Raw genomic sequence first — 18,692 nt, 5'->3', positions numbered from 1 at the left:
ACACCGTGATCCCCGACACTCTCGTCACCGTCATCGTCGCCGTGCTCGGCCTGCTGATCGGCTCGTTCTCCAACGTGCTCATCTGGCGACTCCCGCGCCGCGAGAGCATCAACTTCCCGCCGTCCCACTGCCCCAACTGCGACCACGCCCTCGCCCCGCTCGACCTCGTGCCCGTCCTCTCCTGGGCCGCGCTGCGCGGCCGCTGCCGCTACTGCAGGGCCCCCATCAGCCCCCGCTACCCGGTCGTGGAACTCGTGACCGGCGCCGGGTACCTGATCCTGAGCCTGATGTTCCCGTACTCGCAGGTCGGCGCGAGCCTGCTCGGCCTGTGCCTGCTGTTCACGCTGCTGCTCGTCGCGTCCGTCATCGACCAGGAGACGTACAGCATCCCCGACGAGGTCAGCCTGCCCGGCGCGGGCATCGGCCTGCTGTTCGGCCTCGTGAACGCCCGCACGCACGCGGACGGCCTGCCCGTCTTCGCGGAAGCGCTGCGCGGCATGCTGCTCGGCGCGGGCCTGCTCATCGTGATCGACCTGTTCGGCTCGTGGGTCATGCGCCGCGCCCGCGAACGCAGCTTCCCCGAAGCGCCCCTCGGGTACCAGCAGATCGCGCTCGCCCTGCTGGCCGGCACGTGGCTGGGCGCGTGGGCGGGCATCGCGGTCGGCGCGGTCAGCGTCGCCGTGAACCTCGCCGCGCGCCGCGCCGTACGCGTCCCCGAATGGCTCACGCTCGGCGGGACACTCCTGAGCCTCGTGCTCGGCACCAGCGGCTACGGCCCCGGCCTGATCCTGATGGTGCAGGGCGGCCTCGCCGCCGCGGGCGGCATGGCCCTGCTGTGCGGCCTGTACTGGTGGCTGCACCCCATCGTCACCGGACAGCAGGAAGACGACAGCGACGACTACGACCCGGCCGCCATGGGCTTCGGAGACGTGAAGCTCGCCGCGATGATCGGCGCGTTCCTCGGCTGGGAGAACCTGATCGTGGCCGTCGTCGTCGCCATCGTGGCGGGCGCCGTGCTCGGCGTCCTGCAGCTGCTGATCCTGAAGGAGAACCGCCTGAAGTTCGGCCCGTACCTCGCGCTCGGCGCGCTGATCGCCCTGATGTTCGGCGCGCCGCTCGTGGAGTTCTACCGCCGCCTCTTCGGCCTGTAGGCACACCGAGGGCGTGCATCTCCACTGCACGCCCGGCCGGGACAGAAGCGCGCCGCCCGACTCGTTCAGTCGGGCGGCGCGCTGTGTGTCCTGAGGTGCGGTTACTTCACCAGGCCGAGGTCGCGCACGGCGTCGCGTTCCTCGGTGAGTTCCTTGGCGGTGGCGTCCATCATGCGGCGGCTGAAGTCGCTGACGGGCAGGCCCTGCACGATGCTGTACACGCCATCCTTGACGGTGACGGGGAAGCCGTAGATCAGGCCTTCGGGCACGCCGTAGCTGCCGTCGGAGGGGATGCCCATGCTGACCCAGTCACCCTCGGCCGTGCCGAGCGCCCAGTTGCGCATGTGGTCGATGGCGGCACTCGCGGCGCTCGCGGCACTGCTCGCGCCGCGCGCCTCGATGATGGCCGCGCCGCGCTTCGCGACGGTCGGGATGAAGTCGCCCTCGTACCACGCCTGATCCACGAGGTCCAGGGCGGGCGTGCCGTCCACCGTCGTCTGCGACAGGTCCGGGTACTGGGTGCTGGAGTGGTTGCCCCAGATGGTCATCCTGCGGATGCCGCTGACGGGCTTGCCGGTCTTGGCGCTCAGCTGCGACAGGGCGCGGTTGTGGTCGAGGCGGACCATGGCCGTGAACTGCTCGGGCTTGAGTTTGGGGGCGTTCTGCTGCGCGATCAGGGCGTTGGTGTTGGCGGGGTTGCCGACCACGAGGACCTTCACGTCCGGACTGGCCACTTCGCTGAGCGCCTCGCCCTGCGGCTTGAAGATGCCGCCGTTCGCGGAGAGCAGGTCGCCGCGCTCCATGCCGGCCTTGCGGGGCATGGCGCCCACCAGCAGGGCGTAGTCGGCGTCCTTGAAGGCGACCATGGGGTCGTCGCTCGTGACGACGCCCGCCAGCAGCGGGTACGCGCCGTCCTGGAGTTCCATGACCACGCCGTTCAGGGCCTTGAGGGCGGGCGTGACTTCCAGCAGCTGCAGGATGACGGGCTGGTCGTCGCCGAGCATCGCGCCGCTCGCGATACGGAAGAGCAGGCTGTAACCGATCTGACCGGCAGCGCCGGTGACGGCGACACGTACGGGGTTCTTCATGAATTCCTCCTGGGGGGTGGGTGTGACTTTCGGGTCATGCTACCCCACCGGGCCGGGCCAGCGGGGCGCGGCCGGGTTACCTGCCGGGTGACGCGCACGGGCGCAGGTACGGGGGGTGCGGGATGCAGCAGACGCCCCCCGGAGTCGCGGGTCTCCGGGGGGCGTGCTGAACCTGAGGGTGTGGGGTTATTCGGCGCTGCTCTCGGCGCTGGCGTCCTGGGCGGGCGCTTCGGCGGGCGTGGCCTTGTCGGCGGCAGCCTTGTCGGCCGCGTCCTGCTTGGCGCGCTGGGCGCGGGCGGCGTCCTTCATCACGCGGCCGCGGTCGTTCTTGATGCGGGCGGCCTTGCCGCGCAGGTCGCGGAGGTAGTACAGCTTGGCGCGGCGGACCTTGCCGCGCTCCAGCACGGTCACCTTGGCGACCAGGGGGCTGCTGAAGGGGAAGACGCGCTCCACGCCCTCACCGAAGCTGATCTTGCGGACGGTGAAGCTCTTGCGGCTGCCGGAGCCGTTGATGGCGATGACGACGCCCTCGAAGGCCTGGTTGCGGGTGCGGGCGCCTTCCACGACCTTGGTTTCCACGCGGACGGTGTCGCCGGGCTGGAAGTCGGGGAGGTCGGTCTTGATGTGGGGCTGCTCGATGGAGCGCAGGATCGCGCCCTTGTTGATTCGCATGGTCATGTTCACTCCTGGCTGGCGGACGGCCCCAGTCGGTGCGCGTCCCACCCGCGTGGGTGCCGCGCCCGTAAAGAGACCTTCACAGCTCCTTACTCGCTCCCGGATTCACCGGGGCAAACTCTTCCAGTGTACAGGTGATCCCCTTGGCCCTCAAGTCCCCCGGCGGGGAATGTGTGGGAACCACCACGCGCGGCTGCCCTCACGCGACATCATGGAGCCCACATGAGCGACGCCGTCACCGCCACCCTGCAGGACTCGACCACCCAAGCTCTGGAGCAGCTGAACGCCCGCACGGTCGAGCAGCAGCGCCGTCTGAACGAGGCGCGTGCCCGCGAGCACGTCGGCGCGGCCGGGTGGCTGCAGAGCAGCCTGCTGGAGGAGATCATCCGGGTGGGCCGTGAGCAGTTCGCGAGCACCGACGCGCTGCGGCAGGTGGTGCGCGTCACGACCGAGTCGCTGCGGCAGCTGCCGATCTCGGCCGGACAGGAGAGCCGCGACGGGCAGCAGCGCGCCCTGGAAGGCATCGTCGCTTCCGGCAGCGAGCAGATCACGGCCGCGCACGAACTGGAAGGCGTGATCCGCGAGGCGCTCGCCGGGATCGTCGCCACGCCGCTCGACGACCTGAACGCCCGCCGCCTGGAGCGCGTGCTGGAACGCGTCCGCGACCAGATCAACAGCCTGCACCTGATGATCGAGGCGGCCCGGGCGCAGGTGGGCACGCTGGAACAGCTGCAGGAACTCGACCGGGTGAGCGCCTCGTACCAGGCGCGCCTGGGCGAACTGCACAACCTGAGTGCCGAGGAGGAACTCGACCTGCTCGGCAGCATGGGTGAGCAGGTGGTGGAACGCATCACGGACCTCGACGCCGAGGGCGGCCAGCAGCTCGAAAAGCTCGGCAGCATCGGCGAGGCGACCATCAAGCAGGTCTCGGAGACGGCCGCCACCCGAGGCGAGCAGATCCAGGCGCTCGAAGAACTCCAGGCCGCCGCCGAACGCGAGACGGAACGCCTGCAGCAGCAGGACTGAGCCCCGGTCGGGCTGGACCCGTGGAGTCCGGCCGGGTGGAGCGCGAAGCCGCCGCCCGGCCCCGAGCAGCGACCCGCATGCCTCCCCACGCCGCTGCACGCCGGGACAGACGCTGCCCGGCCCCGGCGCTATGCTGCCTGCATGCCCGCCGCCCGTGTGCGCCTCCTGCTGCTCGCCCTGCTCGTCCCCACCCTCGCCGCGTGCGGCGGGAAGTCCCTCACCCAGGTGCGCGGCGAGGTGCGCGGCTGGACCTACGGGGCAGGCAGCGCCGAATTTCTCAGCGACGACCTCCAGACCCTCACGAGTGCCGACCTGGACACCGTGGGCCGCTTCACCCTCAAGCTGCCGGACGACGCCACCATGCAGCCGCTCCTGCAGGACAGCCTCGTGCCGGACCTGCCCGCCGGGTGCAGCAGCACCGTCAAGTCCAGCGGCAACGCGAAGTTCTACAGTCTGGGCGACATCACCGCATACCCCGCCGGCGGCGCGCGCAACGCGTACACGCTCGTCAGCGAGGACCGGGGCGGCAGCGACCCCGTGCGCGTCACCAAGCGCCTCTTCGTGTACGCGAGCGACGCCGCCCAGGTGAACGGCACCCTGAGCTGCACCGTGCGCGGGCAGCAGGCGAACGCCACGTACGGCCTGGACCTGCGGCGCGGCTGGAACCGCGTGGCGAGCAACCAGACCGTGTACGCGAGCGGCGCGAGCAGCACCACCGTCAGCACCACCGGTGAGGACGGCTTCGACCGCTGGACCGCCACCCCCTGAACCGCCCTGCCGGGCACCCGGCCGTCGGGGGCGGTCCGGCCGCCTTCATGGGTTGGGCGCGCTGACGAAGGTGTCGTCTGAGGGTGTGACGCTGCCCCGCCCGGTCTGCTGATCGAAACGCACTCCGGCGTTCATGACGTTCCGCGCGGCTGTCAGGGTGTTCGCGGCACTGACGGCCCCGCCGGGCGCGAAGCTCGCGGACCACAGGTACCAGCGCGGCGCGACGCTGTGCTTGCGGGCCAGGCCCGTCGCGGGATTGAGGTCCAGCACGTACTCCGGGAAGATCTCGGTGCGCGACACGATGCCCGCCAGTGCCGTGTTGTTGTCGCCGCCCAGGTCGTTCACGCGTGACGATTTCAGCCACTCGACCGTCAGGCCCTGCGGTTTGAGGGCCGTCACGATCCGCACGGCGCGCGCGGCGGGACTCGCGTCCGGAGCGAGGAATCCGTACGTGTGTCCGTACGCGGGCGTGGCGGGCGTCCAGTACGGGTCCGCCAGGATCAGCCGGGCGGGGCGTTCACGGGCGGGCAGGGCCGGGTCCGCGTACGCCTGCTGGCTGAGCGACAACGCCATCTGCGCGCCCAGCGAGTGCCCCATCACCCGGACGCCCTCCGCGCCCGTGTAGTTCCAGCGGCTGAGGGCACTCCTGTACGCCGTGTAGAAGAGGCTGCCCGCACTGACGGTCGGCATGTTGAGGGTGCTGTACGCGCCGCCCGCGACCCGGTACCGCATGCGGATGTCCTGCGTGCGGCCCAGGGTGTCCACGTACGTGTAGCCGGGCGTCCAGATTTTCGCCTGCGCGTGGTACGGGGCCGAGACGGTGCCCTCGTCGTCCGCGAGCTGCGTCCACTGGTACAGCGCGACGTTCCAGCCGCGCGCGATCCAGGCGTCCGCGACGTCCGTGCCGCTCTCCTGGAAGAAGAAGTTCTCGCGGGCGGTGGTGCGGGTGCTGCCGCTCACGAGGCCGGACTGCACGCTGCCGTTCTGCCAGCCGTGCACGAACACGATCACGGGGCGGGCGGGGTCGTAGTAGCCCGCGATGGCGGCCCCGTCGCTGCGGGCCTTGCAGCCGACTCCTCCGGGCGCGCCGGACTCCGACGGTGCGTACCAGTACAGGCCGGTGTCGAGGGTGCTGGCGTCGTAGGGGGCGGCGAGGGTGGTGGGGCAGGCGAGCGCCTGCGTGCCGAGGGCCGTCCCGGTGGTGCGGGCGGACGTGGCGGTGAGCGCCTCGCCGAACCCGGCCGGGAGGCCCGGCTGGGCGGCCCCCGTACCGACGGCAGGTGCGGTGGTGGCGGGCGTGGTGGCGGTGAGGGAGGGCGTGGTCGTCCCGCAGGCAGCGAGGAGGACCGCCAGGGCGAGGGCCGGACACCAGGTGCGCATGTTGACTCCTGTCTGGGTTCCTGTGATCTGGGTTGCTTGAACCGGATTCAAATTGTGTGTGCCCGTCCAGGGTAGCGGCTGCCTTTGCGCGGGGCAAGTCGCGGGGGCAGGGGTACCTGTGCGGCCATGACGGCACAGGGCATTCGGGTTGCGGTCCTCATCCGTGCGGTGCGTCTGCCAGACCGCCAGGAGGCGGGACCCGGCTCAGCCGGTCGGCACAACTGGCGTGGCCTCCGCGCGCTGCCCCAGCAGGTGCAGGTCCCGGGCCAGGGCGGCGGGTCCGGCCGGGCCTTGCGGGTGGGCGTCCGCGTGCAGGCCCATGTACTCGTGCGTGAGCCATGCCGCGTGCGGGGTGCGGGGGAGCGTCCAGTCGAGCAGCGCCCAGTCTTCTGCCTGCAGCGTGAGGTGCCGGTCCCGCAGGCCGTCCGGGCCGGTGCGCGGTCCGGAGACGTGCAGTTCGCGGACGCGGTGCAGCGGCAGGGCGGCGAGGTACGCGCGGGGGTCGGTGCGGCGGTGGTGGGCGGCCACGCGGGCGTGCGCGAGGTCGAGGAGCAGGTCGGCGCGGGCGGCGTCCAGCGCGGCCCGGATGAAGTCCGGGTCGGTGCCCCAGCGGGGGCGGCCGGTACCGGGACGCCAGGGGACGTTCTCGAGCAGGAGCGGCAGGCCGCTCAGGGCGCGCAGCCGGTCGGCCTGCCGGGCGATGCGGCCGAGCAGCGCGGCCTCGTCGTGGCCGTCGTCGTGGCGCGGGTCGAGGTGCACGGACAGGGTCGGCGTGCCGCTCAGCGTGACGAGCCGCGCGAGGAGGGCCTCCTCGGGCACGGTGTCGTCGGTGACGCTGTACCCGGGCGGTCCCCAGCCGTGCAGCAGGACCGGGCGGTGCTGGCGGGCGCGCTCGACTTCCGGGGTGCTGGTGGGGGAGAGGGGCGCTTTGATGGCGTGGATGGGGAGGTCCGGGTGGGTGCCGAGCAGGGCGTACAGTTCCGGAACGCCGTTCACCGCCAGTTTTATACTCATATGATCATTTTACTCAAAAGAGTATAGATATGGCCCGAGGTCTGGAGCAGTCCGGGTCGCCCCGCTGGACACACCTGCAGCCTGGGTCCTATTGCGGTGGCGTGTCGGGGTGCATAATCGCTTCATGTTAAACCTTCTCGGCCTCCACCACCTCACCGCCGTCTCCTCACGCATCCGCGACAACAAACGCTTCTACACCGAGGTGCTCGGCATGCGCCTCGTCAAACGCAGCGTCAACCAGGACGACACCAGCGCCTACCACCTCTTCTACGCCGACGGCGAAGCCAGCCCCGGCACCGACCTCACCTTCTTCGACTGGGACGTCCCCCAGGAACGCCGCGGCAACCACACCGTCACCCGCACCGGACTGCGCGTCAACGGCCGCGCCGCCCTCGACTGGTGGCACGCGCACCTCAGCGCCAGCGGCGTCACCGTCAGCGACGTGCACGAACAGGACGGCCGCCTCACCCTCACCTTCGACGACCCCGAAGGACAGCGCCTGATGCTCGTCGACGACGGCGGACACGGCCCCGCCCACCCCTGGGAAGCCAGCACCGTCCCCGCCGCCCACCAGATCCGCGGCCTGGGACCCGTCACGATGAGCGTCCCCAACCTGTACCCCACCGACGTCATCCTGCAGAAACTCCTCAACATGACGCCCCTCCGCACCTACCCCCACCCCGACGACGCTGCGCACACCGTCCACGTGTACCGCATCGGCCGCGAGGACAGCGCCCAGGCCGGACCCGGCAACGAACTGCACGTCGCCGTCCGCCCCGGCCTGCCCGTCGCGCAACCCGGCGCGGGCGGCGTGCACCACGTCGCCTTCAACATCCCCGACGCCGACTACGACGCCTGGGTGGACCGACTGCAGCACCTCGGCGTGCAGAGCAGCGGCCCCGTCGACCGCTACTACTTCCGCAGCCTGTACTTCCGCGAACCGAACGGCGTCCTGTTCGAGCTCGCCACCGAAGGCCCCGGCTTCGCCGTGGACGAGGACGCGGGCACCCTCGGGGAGAAGGTCGTGCTGCCCCCCTTCCTCGAACCGCAGCGCGCCCAGATCATCGCCGGACTGAAACCCATCGACTGATCCTCCGGTCCCCGGCCCGCCCGCGCAGGGAGCGCTGGCGGGCCGTCGTCATGCACCCTTCAGGCTCTCCCTCCGATTGTGCGGCGCGCACACTCGCGGGCCTCGCCGCCGCCCGACACTGGAGCATGACCAGCACCCCCACCTCCAGCCCGGACGCCAACGCCAGCCAGGCCCACCCCAGCCACGAGGGCCGCCCCACCCCCATGCACAGCATCGACCCCACCACCGGCGAGACCTTCGCCACCTACGACACCCTCACGCCCGAACAGATCGAAGACCGCCTCCAGCGCGCCCAGACGGCCTTCGGCACGTACCGCCTGACCACCTTCGCGCAGCGCGCCGAATGGATGGCCCGCGCGGGCGAACTGCTGCACGAACGCAAGCACGAACTCGCGGCCCTCGCCACCCGCGAGATGGGCAAGACGCTCGCCGCCGCCCTCGCCGAAGTCGAGAAGTGCGCCAAGAGCTGCCAGTACTACGCCCAGAACGCCGAGAAGTTCCTCGCCGACGAACACGTCACCACCGAGGCCGAACGCGCGTACGTCACTTACCAGCCGCTCGGCGTGGTCCTCGCCGTCATGCCCTGGAACTTCCCGTACTGGCAGGTGTTCCGCTTCATCGGGCCCGCCATCATGGCCGGTAACGTCGGCCTCCTCAAGCACGCCTCCAACGTCCCCGGCTGCGCCCTCGCCATCGAGAGCGTCATGCAGCAGGCCGGATTCCCGCAGGACGTCTTCCAGACACTCCTCGTCGGCAGCCGCAGCATCGAAGCCATCCTCAAGGACGACCGCGTCAAGGCCGTCAGCCTCACCGGCTCCGAAGGCGCCGGACGCAGCGTCGCCGGGACCGCCGGAGCCGCCATCAAACCCAGCGTGATGGAACTCGGCGGCAGCGACCCCTTCATCGTCATGCCGAGCGCCGACCTGGACCTCGCCGTCAAGACGGCTGTCACCGCCCGCACCATCAACAACGGCCAGAGCTGCATCGCCGCCAAACGCTTCATCGTGCACGAAGCCATCTACGACCGCTTCGTGAACGGCTTCGTGGACGGCCTCGCCGCCCTCACGCTCGGCGACCCCATGCAGGACACCACCGACATCGGCCCGCTCGCCACGCCCGCCATCCGCGACGAAGTGCACGGCCTCGTGCAGGACGCCGTGCAGAAGGGCGCCACCGTCCTCCTCGGCGGCCAGATCCCGCAGGGGCAGGGCAACTACTACCCCGCCACCGCCCTGAGCGACCTCACGCCCGACATGCAGGTGTACGGCGAGGAGGTCTTCGGACCGGTCGCCCTCATCTTCCGCGTGCCGGATCAGCAGGAAGCGATCCGCGTCGCGAACGCCACCCGCTTCGGACTGGGCAGCAGCGCCTGGACGAACGACGACGCCGAACGCGCCCGCTTCGCCCGCGACCTCGAAGCCGGGTCGGTCTTCATCAACAGCATGGTCGCCTCCGACCCCCGCCTGCCGTTCGGCGGCGTGAAGGCCAGCGGGTTCGGCCGCGAACTCAGCCGTCACGGCATCCACGAATTCGTGAACACCAAGACCGTCAGCATCGGCGCCGCCCCCGACGCGCACAAGAGCAAGACCGAGTGACCCCGCCCGCACCGCATGACGCCTGACCTGACCGGCGAACTCGAAACGGCCGACTCGCTCCACCAGGCGCTGTACGGCGGTCAGGTCGCCACCTTCGGCCCGGTCCGCGCCGTGTACGCCGGACCCGGCCTGCCCGTCAACGCGGCCAGCGGCTTCGGCAGGCACGCGGACGCGCAGGTGCTCGCGGCCGTGGAGGACTTCTACGCCGGGCACGGCCTGCCGTCCCGCCTCTCGGTGTACTCGCACTTCACGGACCATGCCACCCTGGCCGCGCGCGGGTACCGGCTCACGCAGATGCTGCACCTGCACGCCCGCCCCGTCCTGCCGGACGACGTCCCGGTCACGCCCCCCGGCGAGATCCGCACCCGGCACGCCACGCCCGACGAGTTCGCCCACCTCACCACCCTCGCCTTCGGTCCCGGCAGCGAGGCCATCATGGCCCGCACTGCCGCGCGCCCCCACACGCAGTTCCACCTCGCCGAACGGCACGGCCGACCGGTGGCCGCCGCCGCCCTGACCGTCCTCGGGCACGTCGCGTGGCTCTTCAGTGCCGCCACCCTCCCCGGCGACCGCGGCCGGGGCGCGCAGACGGCCCTGCTGCACGCCCGCCTGCACGCCGCCGCCGAACGCTGCGCCACGCACGCCGCCCTCCTCACCGTCCCCGGCAGCGCCAGCGAACGCAACGCGCACCGCGCGGGCTTCACCCTCACCGCCGCCCGCCTCACCCTGGAACGCCCGGCCGACACGCACTGATAGACTGCCTTATGTCTCCACGAGGCCGCACGCTGCTGAGCATCCCGCTGCCGCCGGACGTGCAGGCCCGCTGGGAATCGTGGTTCGTGCCAGACGTGCAACCGTTCCTGCTGTCGGATGCATTGGCCGCACGGTTACCGCACTTGGCGCCATGGAAGCGGCATGAACTGCACACGCACCACATGCCATTGTCCGTGATCGACACCTTCGGCCTGTATGCCTCCCCTCCGGACGCCACCTGGACGGTTCAACTTGACGAGTCCGGCTGGCACACCCTCTCGGAAGACCTGCAGCAGGAGGTGCTGCGTGAGCAGCGCAGCTTCCGGCGCGGCAGAGTCACAGAGGATCCATGCACGGGCCTCCTGCACAACGAATGGCCCCTCACGTGGTGGGCACGGACGCCACAGGACCGCTGGCAACGCCTGCAGGCGTTTGTGGAGGACGACCGGCTCCCGTGCAGGCGGCAGGAATTAACAGATTCACAACGGCAGGCCCTGCGGCAACACTTCCCGGCACTGGAGGCCCTGATGGGGACGTTCGCCGCAGACAGCGGACCTAACTGCCTGGGGACCGTCATGGCGGCCTGTGGGGTCACGGGCGTGGCGCGCGTGTGGATGCACGGCCCGCCCTTCCAGCGCTGGCTCGACGCACGGACCCGCCCGGCAGACGACCTGAGCGGCCATGGAACGATTCTCGTATGGAGAGACGCAGACGGCGCCGTCCAGCACGCGGCACTCTCACTCGGGGACGGATGGGTATTCCATAAGGAGTCGCAGGCGTGGTTCGCACCGAGACAGGTGGCGGACCTGAACGAGGTACTGGTCCGTTGGGCGGAAGTCGGCTGGACCACGACGGGGTATCTCCTGCGACCGACCTGAGCAGCACGAAGAAAAACGCGGTCCCGGCGGGTGTTCAGCCGGGACCGCGCGTCATGCTGAGGTTCAGGTGGGCTGCGAGAGGCGTTCGAGGACCATCTTGCTGACGGCCTTCAGCGTCTCGAAGACGCCCCGGCCTTCGTGGGCGCTCGCTTCGGTCATCATCAGTTCGTTTTTCGGGTCGATGACGGCGCGGATCATTTCCATGGGGAGGGCGTCGGGCAGGTCGCGCTTGTTGACCTGCAGGATCATGGGAATGGTCTTGATGTCCAGGCCGTGCTCGAGGAGGTTCTCGCGCAGGTTGCGCATGCTTTCGGCGTTGGCGCGCAGGCGGTTGGGGGCGCTGTCGGCGACGAACACGATGCCGTCCACGCCGCGCAGGATGAGTTTGCGGCTGGCGTTGTAGAACACCTGTCCGGGCACGGTGTACAGGTGGAAGCGCGTCTTGAAGCCCTGCACGGAGCCCAGGTCGAGCGGCAGGAAGTCGAAGAACAGGGTGCGTTCGTCCTCGGTGGCGAGGCTGATCATCTCGCCGCGCAGGTGGTCCGGCACCTTCGAGAAGACGTGCTTGAGGTTGGTGGTCTTGCCGGACATGCCGGGACCGTAGTACACGATCTTGCAGTTGATTTCGCGTGCCGCAAAGTTGATGGTGCTCATGAACGCTTCTCCATTGGGCCTGTACCTCAGCCGAGCAGGTCGTCGAGCAGGGCCGAGGCGCTCTGGCTGAAGCTCTGATCGAAGGAAACGGCGGGCACGTCCTGCAGGGTCTTGAGCAGGCCGGCCACGACGGCGATGGTCTTCTTGGCGTACACCTTGACGCGGCCCAGCGGGACGCTGGAGTCGAAGATCAGGGTGAGGAGGGCGTTGTCGCCGACCGATTCCACGTACAGCACGCCCTTCTCGCCCTGGTGGATCTGTTCGGAGAAGGTGCTCTCGCCGAGCATGTTGGCGAGCGCGCCGGTCGCGGCAGCGTTGCCGGCCACGAGGGTCGCCACGCTGTCCAGCGCGGGTGGGCGGGGCGCCCACAGCGCCTCCTTGTGGGAGAGCACGAAGCCCTTGCGGTCCACCAGCAGGCAGTAACGCACTCCGGTGGCCGCCAGGAGCTCGTCCAGGTGCTGTTCCACCTTGTCGAAGGTTTCACCGTAGAGCGCGAGGGAGGGTTCGATCATGTTGGAACGAGTATAGTCCCCGGCACCTCCGGGCGTTGACGGATATCTCACGGCCCACACATGCCTCACCCGCCCTGGTGGGGGGGGCCGCTACACTGCCCCGCGTGAAGCGCCCCGTCGTCCCCTTCCGTCCATCGCTGCTGAGTGCCGTCCTTTCCGTGGGTGTCCTGCTGCCGGGCATGGCGGCGGCCCGTCCGGTCGCGCTGGCGGGCGTGCTGACCAGTCCGAGGATCGAGACGAAGCCGCTGGACGGGAACGTGGAGGGCCTGCCGGTGTGGTTCCTGCCGCGCCTGGGCGTCACGGTACGGAACACGGACGGGCTGCTGTCGCTGTCGTACGGGGGTGCCGTCCTGAGCTTTCAGGGAGGGCGCTGGGCGGCGTCGGGCCTGAGTGCCGTGCCGCCGGTCCTGCCGGTCCCGCAGTCGTACAACGGGAGCGTGCACGTGGCGGTGTCGGTGCTGCTGGCGCTGGGCGTGCGTCCGCTGGCAGACACGCCGGACCTGCTGGATTTCGTGCCGCTCGCGTCGTCGGTGGCGGGGACGGTCCCGGCCGCGCCCGCGTCGGCGCTGCCGGTCACGCCCGGACTCCAGCCTGCCGTGCCCCTGCCCACCACGCCCCTGCCGACCACTCCGCTTCCGACCACACCCCTGCCCGCCACGCCACCACCGGTCGCGCCGCAGCCCACCCCGGCACAACCCACCCCGCCCGCGCCGCCCGCCCTGCCGTTCACGCCCGTCGCGACCCTCGCCAGCGTCCGCAGCAGCCGCACCCTCGACCGCAACATCGAACTGCAGCGCGTCGTGCTGGAATTCAACGCGCCCGCCACGTACACCGTGCAGCGCGACCGCAGCGGCCTGACCCTCACCCTGCCCGGCGTGAGCGGCGCCCCGCAGACCCAGAAGCTCGAATCCGGCGACGACCTCGGCGTGTCGCTCGGCGCGACCGGCAGCAGCGTCCGCCTCGACACGTCCGGCGGCGCGAGCGAGATCTTCACCCTGCAGGACCCGTACCGCGTGGTGATCGACACCACCACCAACATCGACACGAGCGTCCCCCCGCCCGTCCGCACGGACGCCCTCCCGGACGGCGTCACGCTCCGCCGCCTGGGCGGCCTCAGCCTCCTGACCTTCGACGACCGCTACGTCCCGAAAGTCGTCACGGCCCCCCTCGGCCGCTCGTCGGGCGTCGCGGACCTCGTCCGCACGAGCGGCGGGGTGGCCGGCGTGAACGGCGGGTACTTCGACCCGGCCAGCAGCCTGCCGGTGGACCTCGTCGCGCAGGGCGGCCTGATGCTCGCCCCCAGCCTCGAGCGCCGCGCCACGCTCGGCCTGGACGCGCAGGGCACGCCCCGTCTCGGCTACCCCCGCCCGCGCTACGTCCTGAACGGCAGCGGCGTGCAGCTCACCGTGAACAGCGTCAGCGCCCGCCCGAACCCCGCCTGGGTCACGGCCTTCGTCGGTGACGGCCGTACCGGCGTCGGCGCGGACTCCCTCACCACGCTGGTGCTGCGCGGCGGCACGGGCCTCGGCGGGACGGGCGCGGGCGGCACGGTCGCGCGCGCCATGACGGGCCGGTTCACGCCCGGCGTCGGCGACTTCACCGTCACCTTCGACCCCGCCCGCTACCCGCAGCTGACGCTGCCCAGCGGCAGCCCCCTGACGTACACCCTCAACTGGCAGACGCCCGGCTGGGACGGCATGCAGGAGGCGCTCGCCGCCGGGCCGCTGCTGGTGTCCGCCGGGAAACTCGTGCTGGATCCCGTCCGTGAGGGCTTCGACACGTCCGGCGGCATCTGGCGCGCCACCCGGCAGGTGGCCTTCGTGACGGTCGGCACGCAGAGCGGCATCGCGTTCCTGAGCAGCGGCACGCCGGGCGACTTCGCGCGCGCCCTGCTGAACGCCGGCGTGAGCAGCGCCATGCGCCTCGACAGCGGCAGCAGCGCCACCGTGTACGTCACGGGCGGCTACCTGAACGCGGGCGGGTACCTGAACACCGTCTGGAGCCGCAGCGTCCCCAACGCCCTCGTGTTCGTCCCGAAACCCACCGCGCAGAAAGGCGCGTCCCGGAGCCGCTGAACGGGCGGCAGCAGGAAGCGCGGCGACCACTGAAGGGTCGCCGCGCTCTGCTGGACGCTGCCCCGGCGCGCGCTTCACTCACGCATGTCGGGGGTCGGCTGGATTACTCCTCGCCGTCTTCGGGCATCAGGCTGCTGGGCGGATCGCTGGTGATCATGCTGCCCTGCAGCGCCACGTCGAGGGCGTCCTCGCCGCGGTTCTGCGCCGTTTCGGGCGCGGACTGCAGGTTCGGCGTCTCCTCCGGCACGTTCACGTCCTGCTGCTGGCCCTGACGCTGGGGTTCGGCGGTCTCGGGGATCGTCTGCTGCGTGCGTTCGGTATCGCTCATACCTGACGCTAACCTGCCGGGCGAGTCCCTGCGTGAACGGCGCCGCAAGAAACGTTTACGGCCCGCCGTCCGCGCGGCCCCTACCCGAGCCGCAGGACGCTCATGTCGCCGCGCAGCACGTACACCAGCACGCCCGCGCCCGCCAGGATGCCCGCCTGGCGTTCCAGTTCGCGGACCGTGTCGGGCAGGCCCACCCACTGCCGCCGGGGCGACTCGCCCGGCTCCAGGTAGAAGCCCTCCGGTACCGCCACGATCACCACGCGGCTCGCGCGGGCGCGGGCACGCACGGCCGCAGCGAGCAGGTCCGGGTGCGCACTCTGCGTGACGACGATCAGGTTGCTGCCCGCGCGCGGCAGGGCGAGCGCTGCGGGCGGCCCGGACGTGGCGCGCACCTCGGCCAGCACCCTCAGCGCGTGCCGGAGCGCTTCGGGCGTGCTGCCGGACGGACTGCTGCCTGCACGGTCCCCGCTGCTCACCGCGACCGGCAGGTGCAGCGTGAGCGCCTCCTGCACGAGGCTCGCCGCGAGCCGCACGGCGCTCTCCACGTACACGCCCGAACCGCAGGTGTCGAGGTGCAGGTGCAGGCTGCTGGACGCGGTGCGTTCCAGTTCGCGCACCATCAGGTCGCCCGTCCGGGCCGACAGTCGCCAGTGCACGCGGCCCGGCGGGTCTCCCGGCAGGTACGGTCGCGCGCCGCGCAGGCTGATGGGGTCGTCCAGGCCCAGCGTGCGTGTGAGCGTCCCCTCGGACAGCAGGGGGCGCAGCAGGTTCGGGAGGCGCAGGCCGTGCGTGCCAGGGTACACCTCCAGCGTGGTGGGGTGCGGGAGCGTCACGCTGCGCCAGAACAGCCCGAACGGGTCCGCCCACTGCAGGCGCGCGCCCTCCCAGCGGTACACGCCGCGCCGGTTGAGGGTCAGTTCCGTCGGGAAGACCGTGCTCGTCTCGCCCCACACCAGGCCGCCCGCGCTGAACGGCACGTCCGGCACCACCGTGAGCGGCGCGGGGTCCTCCAGGCGCACGCGGGTGGGGAGGGCGGCGCGCACCGTGAGGTGCGTGGTGAGCGGCACGCGGTCGTCCGCGAAGCCCTGGCCCGGCAGGTCGCGCCGCAGGGTGACGTGCGGCGGGATCCGCCAGGCGCTCCACGTGCCCCACACGAGCAGCAGCAGCAGCAGCGCGAAGCCCAGCCCGAGCGCGCTCAAGGGAGCGGCCCGCCCGCCGGGGCGGCGGGGACGGGCGACTCGACCGGGACCGGCAGGTCCATGAGGACCTGCGCGACCACGTCTTCCGGGCGCACGCCCGTCAGGCGCGCCTCGGTGTGCAGGCTCAGGCGGTGCGCGAGCACGGCGGGCGCGGCGAGTTTCAGGTCGTCGGGCGTCACGAAGTCCCGCCCGTCCAGCAGCGCGAGCGCCTGCGCGACCGCCTGAAGCGCGAGGCTGGCGCGCGGCCCGCCGCCCAGCGCCACCTGCGGGTGCTGCCGCGTGCGCGCGGTGAGGCCCGCGATGTACGAGCGCAGTTCAGGCGCGACGCGCACGCCGCGCACGCGGGCGCGGGCCTGCAGCAGGTCCTGCGGTCCCGCGACGGCCTGCAGCGTGCCGATGGGGTGGCGTTCCTGCAACCGTGCCAGCATCTGCGCCTCGTCGTCCTGCGACGGGTACCCGACCGACAGGCGCAGCAGGAAGCGGTCCAGCTGCGCTTCCGGCAGGCGGTACGTGCCCTCGAACTCGATGGGGTTCTGCGTGGCGACCACCACGAACGGCTGCGGGAGGGTGTGCGTCACGCCGCTCTCCGACACCTGCCCTTCCCCCATCGCTTCCAGCAGCGCCGACTGCGTCTTGGGGGTGGCGCGGTTGATCTCGTCGGCCAGCAGCACGCCCGTGAAGATCGGGCCGGGCACGAACACGAACCGTCCGTCCTGGTACACGCTCACGCCCGTCACGTCGCTCGGGAGGAGGTCCGGCGTGAACTGCACGCGCTTGAAGCCCAGCCCGAGCGACACGGCGAGCGCGCGGGCCAGCATGGTCTTGCCGGTGCCGGGCGCGTCCTCCAGCAGGATGTGCCCGCCCGCCAGGATGCCTGCCAGCGCGAGGCGCGTCACGCCCTCCTTGCCGACGAGGACGGTCGAGACGTTGCGCAGCACGCGCTCCTGAAAGGTCGCCCGGGCGGAAGGGTGCGGGCTGGCGGGGTGCTGGGCGTGCGGGGTCAGGTCAGACTGCGTCATGGGAACTCCGGGGGAACGGTCAGGAATGAGGGCAGGGACGGGGCAGGGGAGGGGCGGCGGGGAGCGTGGACGGTCAGGGGAGGGCGTGCCGCACGGCGCTCACCGCCTCCTCGGCCGTGCCCGCGTCGCGCTCGCTGAGCTGCCCGCCGTACCGCACGGGCGCGTACAGGGCCGCCAGCGTCGAGAGCGGTCCGGACAGGTCCGGGTGCCGGACCGTCACGCGCCGCGCGTACTCGTGCGGCGTCTCGCTCGGCAGGCGCGGCAGGCCCACCTCGCCCAGCGCGTCCTCCAGCGCCCGCCACGCCAGCCGCACCCGGTGCAGTGGCGGCAGCGGCGGCGCGCTGCCCCCGGCGGGCATGCCGTCCGGCACGGCCGAACTGCGGGAGGCGCGGTTCAGGTGCGCGTCGTGCAGCAGGTACAGGGTCGCCGCCGCCAGGAACACCGCCGACGCCACGATCCCCACGTTCATGAGCAGCACCGCGGGATTCAGGCGCGCGGCCCCGTCCTGCCCTGCGGAAGCCTGCTCCCTGGTGTGTGCCCGGCCCGCCGGGTCCTGCCCGGCCTGCGCGCCGGGAGGGGCGGCCAGCGTGCCGGACCGTGTGCCCGCCCCGTACACGCCCACCATCAGGAGCGCGCCGAGCAGGCCCAGGAGCGCGGCCGCGTCCAGCCACGTGCTGCGCCGCCCGCCGCGCTTCACGCGCGCCCGCTGCGTCAGCAGCACCAGGCACACCGCCGCCAGCAGGCCACTCACCGGGACCAGCGCGCGCAGCAGCGGCAGCTCCTCCGGCATCGGGCGGCGGGCTGCTCCACCGGACCTGGCGGCCCGGGTGATGGGTGCGGGGGCACGCTCCTGCGGTGCGGCCTGCGTCCGGGCGCCTGCGGGCGCGGGCGGCAGCCGCACGGTGCTCCCGGCGCTCAGGGCGGGCGGCGGGCCGGGCAGCACGCCCGCCAGCAGCGCGCCCGCCACGCCCACCACGGCCAGCAGGACCAGCACCGGACCCGTCACGCGGCGCGCTGGCCACAGGGAGCGCGTCACGCTGCCCCGCCCGCCGCCCATGCCGAGCGCCGAGAGCACGAACGCCAGCAGGCCCGGCACGCTCGGCCACACCAGCAGCACCAGCAGGCCCGGCAGCAGCGCCCGCCGCTCCCCGACCGCCATGCGCCGCATGGACCACAGGGCCGCGCCGCCCAGCAGCGCGCCCGCCACGAACCACTCCCCGGCGCGCGGCAACCGGTCGGGCGACGTGCCGAACAGCACCGGCAGCGTCGCGGCGGTCGCGGCCAGCAGCACGAGCGCCCCGCCCAGTGCCTCCGCGTCCTCGTTGACGCGCGACACGGCCAGCGCCACGCTCAGGGCCAGGCACACCGTCCACGGCAGCGCCCCCAGCGCCACGAACGGCAGCAGCACCGGCAGCCACGACACCCACGACCCGCGCGCACCGGACAGGACAGCCGTCATGCCGCCCAGCGTAGCGCCCGCCCGGCCC

General features: G+C 71.8%; 18 protein-coding genes. 8 read left to right on the top strand and 10 right to left on the bottom strand.

The window, feature by feature from the left end; all coding sequences use genetic code 11:
* The first annotated feature begins 5 nt into the window (after positions 1-5).
* Positions 6-1,151 carry a prepilin peptidase gene (locus IEY33_RS15055; RefSeq protein ID WP_188964111.1) on the top strand — a complete coding sequence of 382 codons (1,146 nt, stop codon included), beginning with the start codon at positions 6-8 and terminating at the stop codon, positions 1,149-1,151.
* Between the two features lie 101 nt (positions 1,152-1,252).
* Here IEY33_RS15055 and IEY33_RS15050 read toward each other — a convergent pair whose 3' ends face one another.
* On the bottom strand, positions 1,253-2,239 hold the full coding sequence (locus IEY33_RS15050) for a malate dehydrogenase (RefSeq protein WP_188964110.1): 987 nt from the start codon (positions 2,237-2,239) through the stop codon (positions 1,253-1,255).
* 186 nt (positions 2,240-2,425) lie between these two features.
* A complete protein-coding gene (rplS, locus tag IEY33_RS15045) occupies positions 2,426-2,911 on the bottom strand; it encodes a 50S ribosomal protein L19 (RefSeq protein WP_188964153.1) in 486 nt (161 codons plus the stop codon).
* Between the two features lie 225 nt (positions 2,912-3,136).
* Between rplS and IEY33_RS15040 the strand changes: the two genes are divergently transcribed.
* Positions 3,137-3,940, top strand: coding sequence for a hypothetical protein (locus tag IEY33_RS15040; protein ID WP_229671049.1), 804 nt, complete (start codon positions 3,137-3,139; stop codon positions 3,938-3,940).
* Between the two features lie 141 nt (positions 3,941-4,081).
* A complete protein-coding gene (locus IEY33_RS15035) occupies positions 4,082-4,708 on the top strand; it encodes a hypothetical protein (protein ID WP_188964109.1) in 627 nt (208 codons plus the stop codon).
* A 45-nt stretch (positions 4,709-4,753) separates the two neighbouring features.
* On the opposite strand, the gene IEY33_RS15030 is transcribed toward IEY33_RS15035, so the two are convergent.
* The gene (locus IEY33_RS15030; RefSeq protein ID WP_188964108.1) at positions 4,754-6,088 is read right to left on the bottom strand and encodes a hypothetical protein; all 1,335 of its coding nucleotides are present in this window, start codon (positions 6,086-6,088) and stop codon (positions 4,754-4,756) included.
* A 204-nt stretch (positions 6,089-6,292) separates the two neighbouring features.
* A complete protein-coding gene (locus IEY33_RS15025) occupies positions 6,293-7,102 on the bottom strand; it encodes a multinuclear nonheme iron-dependent oxidase (RefSeq protein ID WP_188964107.1) in 810 nt (269 codons plus the stop codon).
* Between the two features lie 124 nt (positions 7,103-7,226).
* On the opposite strand from IEY33_RS15025, the gene IEY33_RS15020 reads away from it, so the two are divergent.
* From IEY33_RS15020 to IEY33_RS15005, 4 genes are all read left to right on the top strand, one after another.
* Positions 7,227-8,192 (top strand): ring-cleaving dioxygenase, encoded by a 966-nt coding sequence (locus tag IEY33_RS15020; RefSeq protein ID WP_188964106.1) that lies wholly within the window; start codon positions 7,227-7,229, stop codon positions 8,190-8,192.
* A gap of 125 nt (positions 8,193-8,317) precedes the next feature.
* The gene (locus tag IEY33_RS15015) at positions 8,318-9,787 is read left to right on the top strand and encodes an NAD-dependent succinate-semialdehyde dehydrogenase (protein ID WP_229671048.1); all 1,470 of its coding nucleotides are present in this window, start codon (positions 8,318-8,320) and stop codon (positions 9,785-9,787) included.
* Between the two features lie 15 nt (positions 9,788-9,802).
* Positions 9,803-10,540: a GNAT family N-acetyltransferase gene (locus IEY33_RS15010; protein WP_188964105.1), complete on the top strand. Its 738-nt coding sequence runs from the start codon at positions 9,803-9,805 to the stop codon at positions 10,538-10,540.
* Between the two features lie 11 nt (positions 10,541-10,551).
* Entirely contained in the window at positions 10,552-11,418 is an 867-nt protein-coding gene (locus IEY33_RS15005) for a hypothetical protein (RefSeq protein WP_188964104.1), read from the top strand.
* 63 nt (positions 11,419-11,481) lie between these two features.
* Here IEY33_RS15005 and mglA read toward each other — a convergent pair whose 3' ends face one another.
* Together mglA and mglB are read right to left on the bottom strand one after the other, a co-directional pair.
* Positions 11,482-12,072: a GTPase MglA gene (mglA, locus tag IEY33_RS15000; protein WP_188964103.1), complete on the bottom strand. Its 591-nt coding sequence runs from the start codon at positions 12,070-12,072 to the stop codon at positions 11,482-11,484.
* Between the two features lie 26 nt (positions 12,073-12,098).
* Positions 12,099-12,584, bottom strand: coding sequence for a GTPase-activating protein MglB (gene mglB / locus IEY33_RS14995; RefSeq protein WP_188964102.1), 486 nt, complete (start codon positions 12,582-12,584; stop codon positions 12,099-12,101).
* A gap of 104 nt (positions 12,585-12,688) precedes the next feature.
* Here mglB and IEY33_RS14990 point away from each other — a divergent pair, with 104 nt between their 5' ends.
* Positions 12,689-14,659 carry a phosphodiester glycosidase family protein gene (locus tag IEY33_RS14990; protein WP_229671047.1) on the top strand — a complete coding sequence of 657 codons (1,971 nt, stop codon included), beginning with the start codon at positions 12,689-12,691 and terminating at the stop codon, positions 14,657-14,659.
* A 103-nt stretch (positions 14,660-14,762) separates the two neighbouring features.
* Here IEY33_RS14990 and IEY33_RS14985 read toward each other — a convergent pair whose 3' ends face one another.
* From IEY33_RS14985 to IEY33_RS14970, 4 genes are all read right to left on the bottom strand, one after another.
* Positions 14,763-14,987, bottom strand: a complete 225-nt coding sequence (locus tag IEY33_RS14985) for a hypothetical protein (protein ID WP_188964101.1) — start codon at positions 14,985-14,987, stop codon at positions 14,763-14,765.
* Positions 14,988-15,067: 80 nt separating this feature from the next.
* The gene (locus IEY33_RS14980; RefSeq protein ID WP_188964100.1) at positions 15,068-16,186 is read right to left on the bottom strand and encodes a DUF58 domain-containing protein; all 1,119 of its coding nucleotides are present in this window, start codon (positions 16,184-16,186) and stop codon (positions 15,068-15,070) included.
* On the bottom strand, positions 16,183-17,205 hold the full coding sequence (locus tag IEY33_RS14975; protein WP_188964099.1) for an AAA family ATPase: 1,023 nt from the start codon (positions 17,203-17,205) through the stop codon (positions 16,183-16,185). Before IEY33_RS14975 ends, IEY33_RS14980 begins: the two co-directional genes overlap by 4 nt.
* A gap of 73 nt (positions 17,206-17,278) precedes the next feature.
* On the bottom strand, positions 17,279-18,664 hold the full coding sequence (locus IEY33_RS14970) for a DUF4129 domain-containing protein (protein ID WP_188964098.1): 1,386 nt from the start codon (positions 18,662-18,664) through the stop codon (positions 17,279-17,281).
* Positions 18,665-18,692: the final 28 nt, after the last annotated feature.

Origin of the sequence: Deinococcus aquiradiocola (genome assembly GCF_014646915.1) — a bacterium.
Classification (GTDB): domain Bacteria; phylum Deinococcota; class Deinococci; order Deinococcales; family Deinococcaceae; genus Deinococcus; species Deinococcus aquiradiocola.
This window is presented reverse-complemented; position numbering and strand designations above follow the sequence as displayed.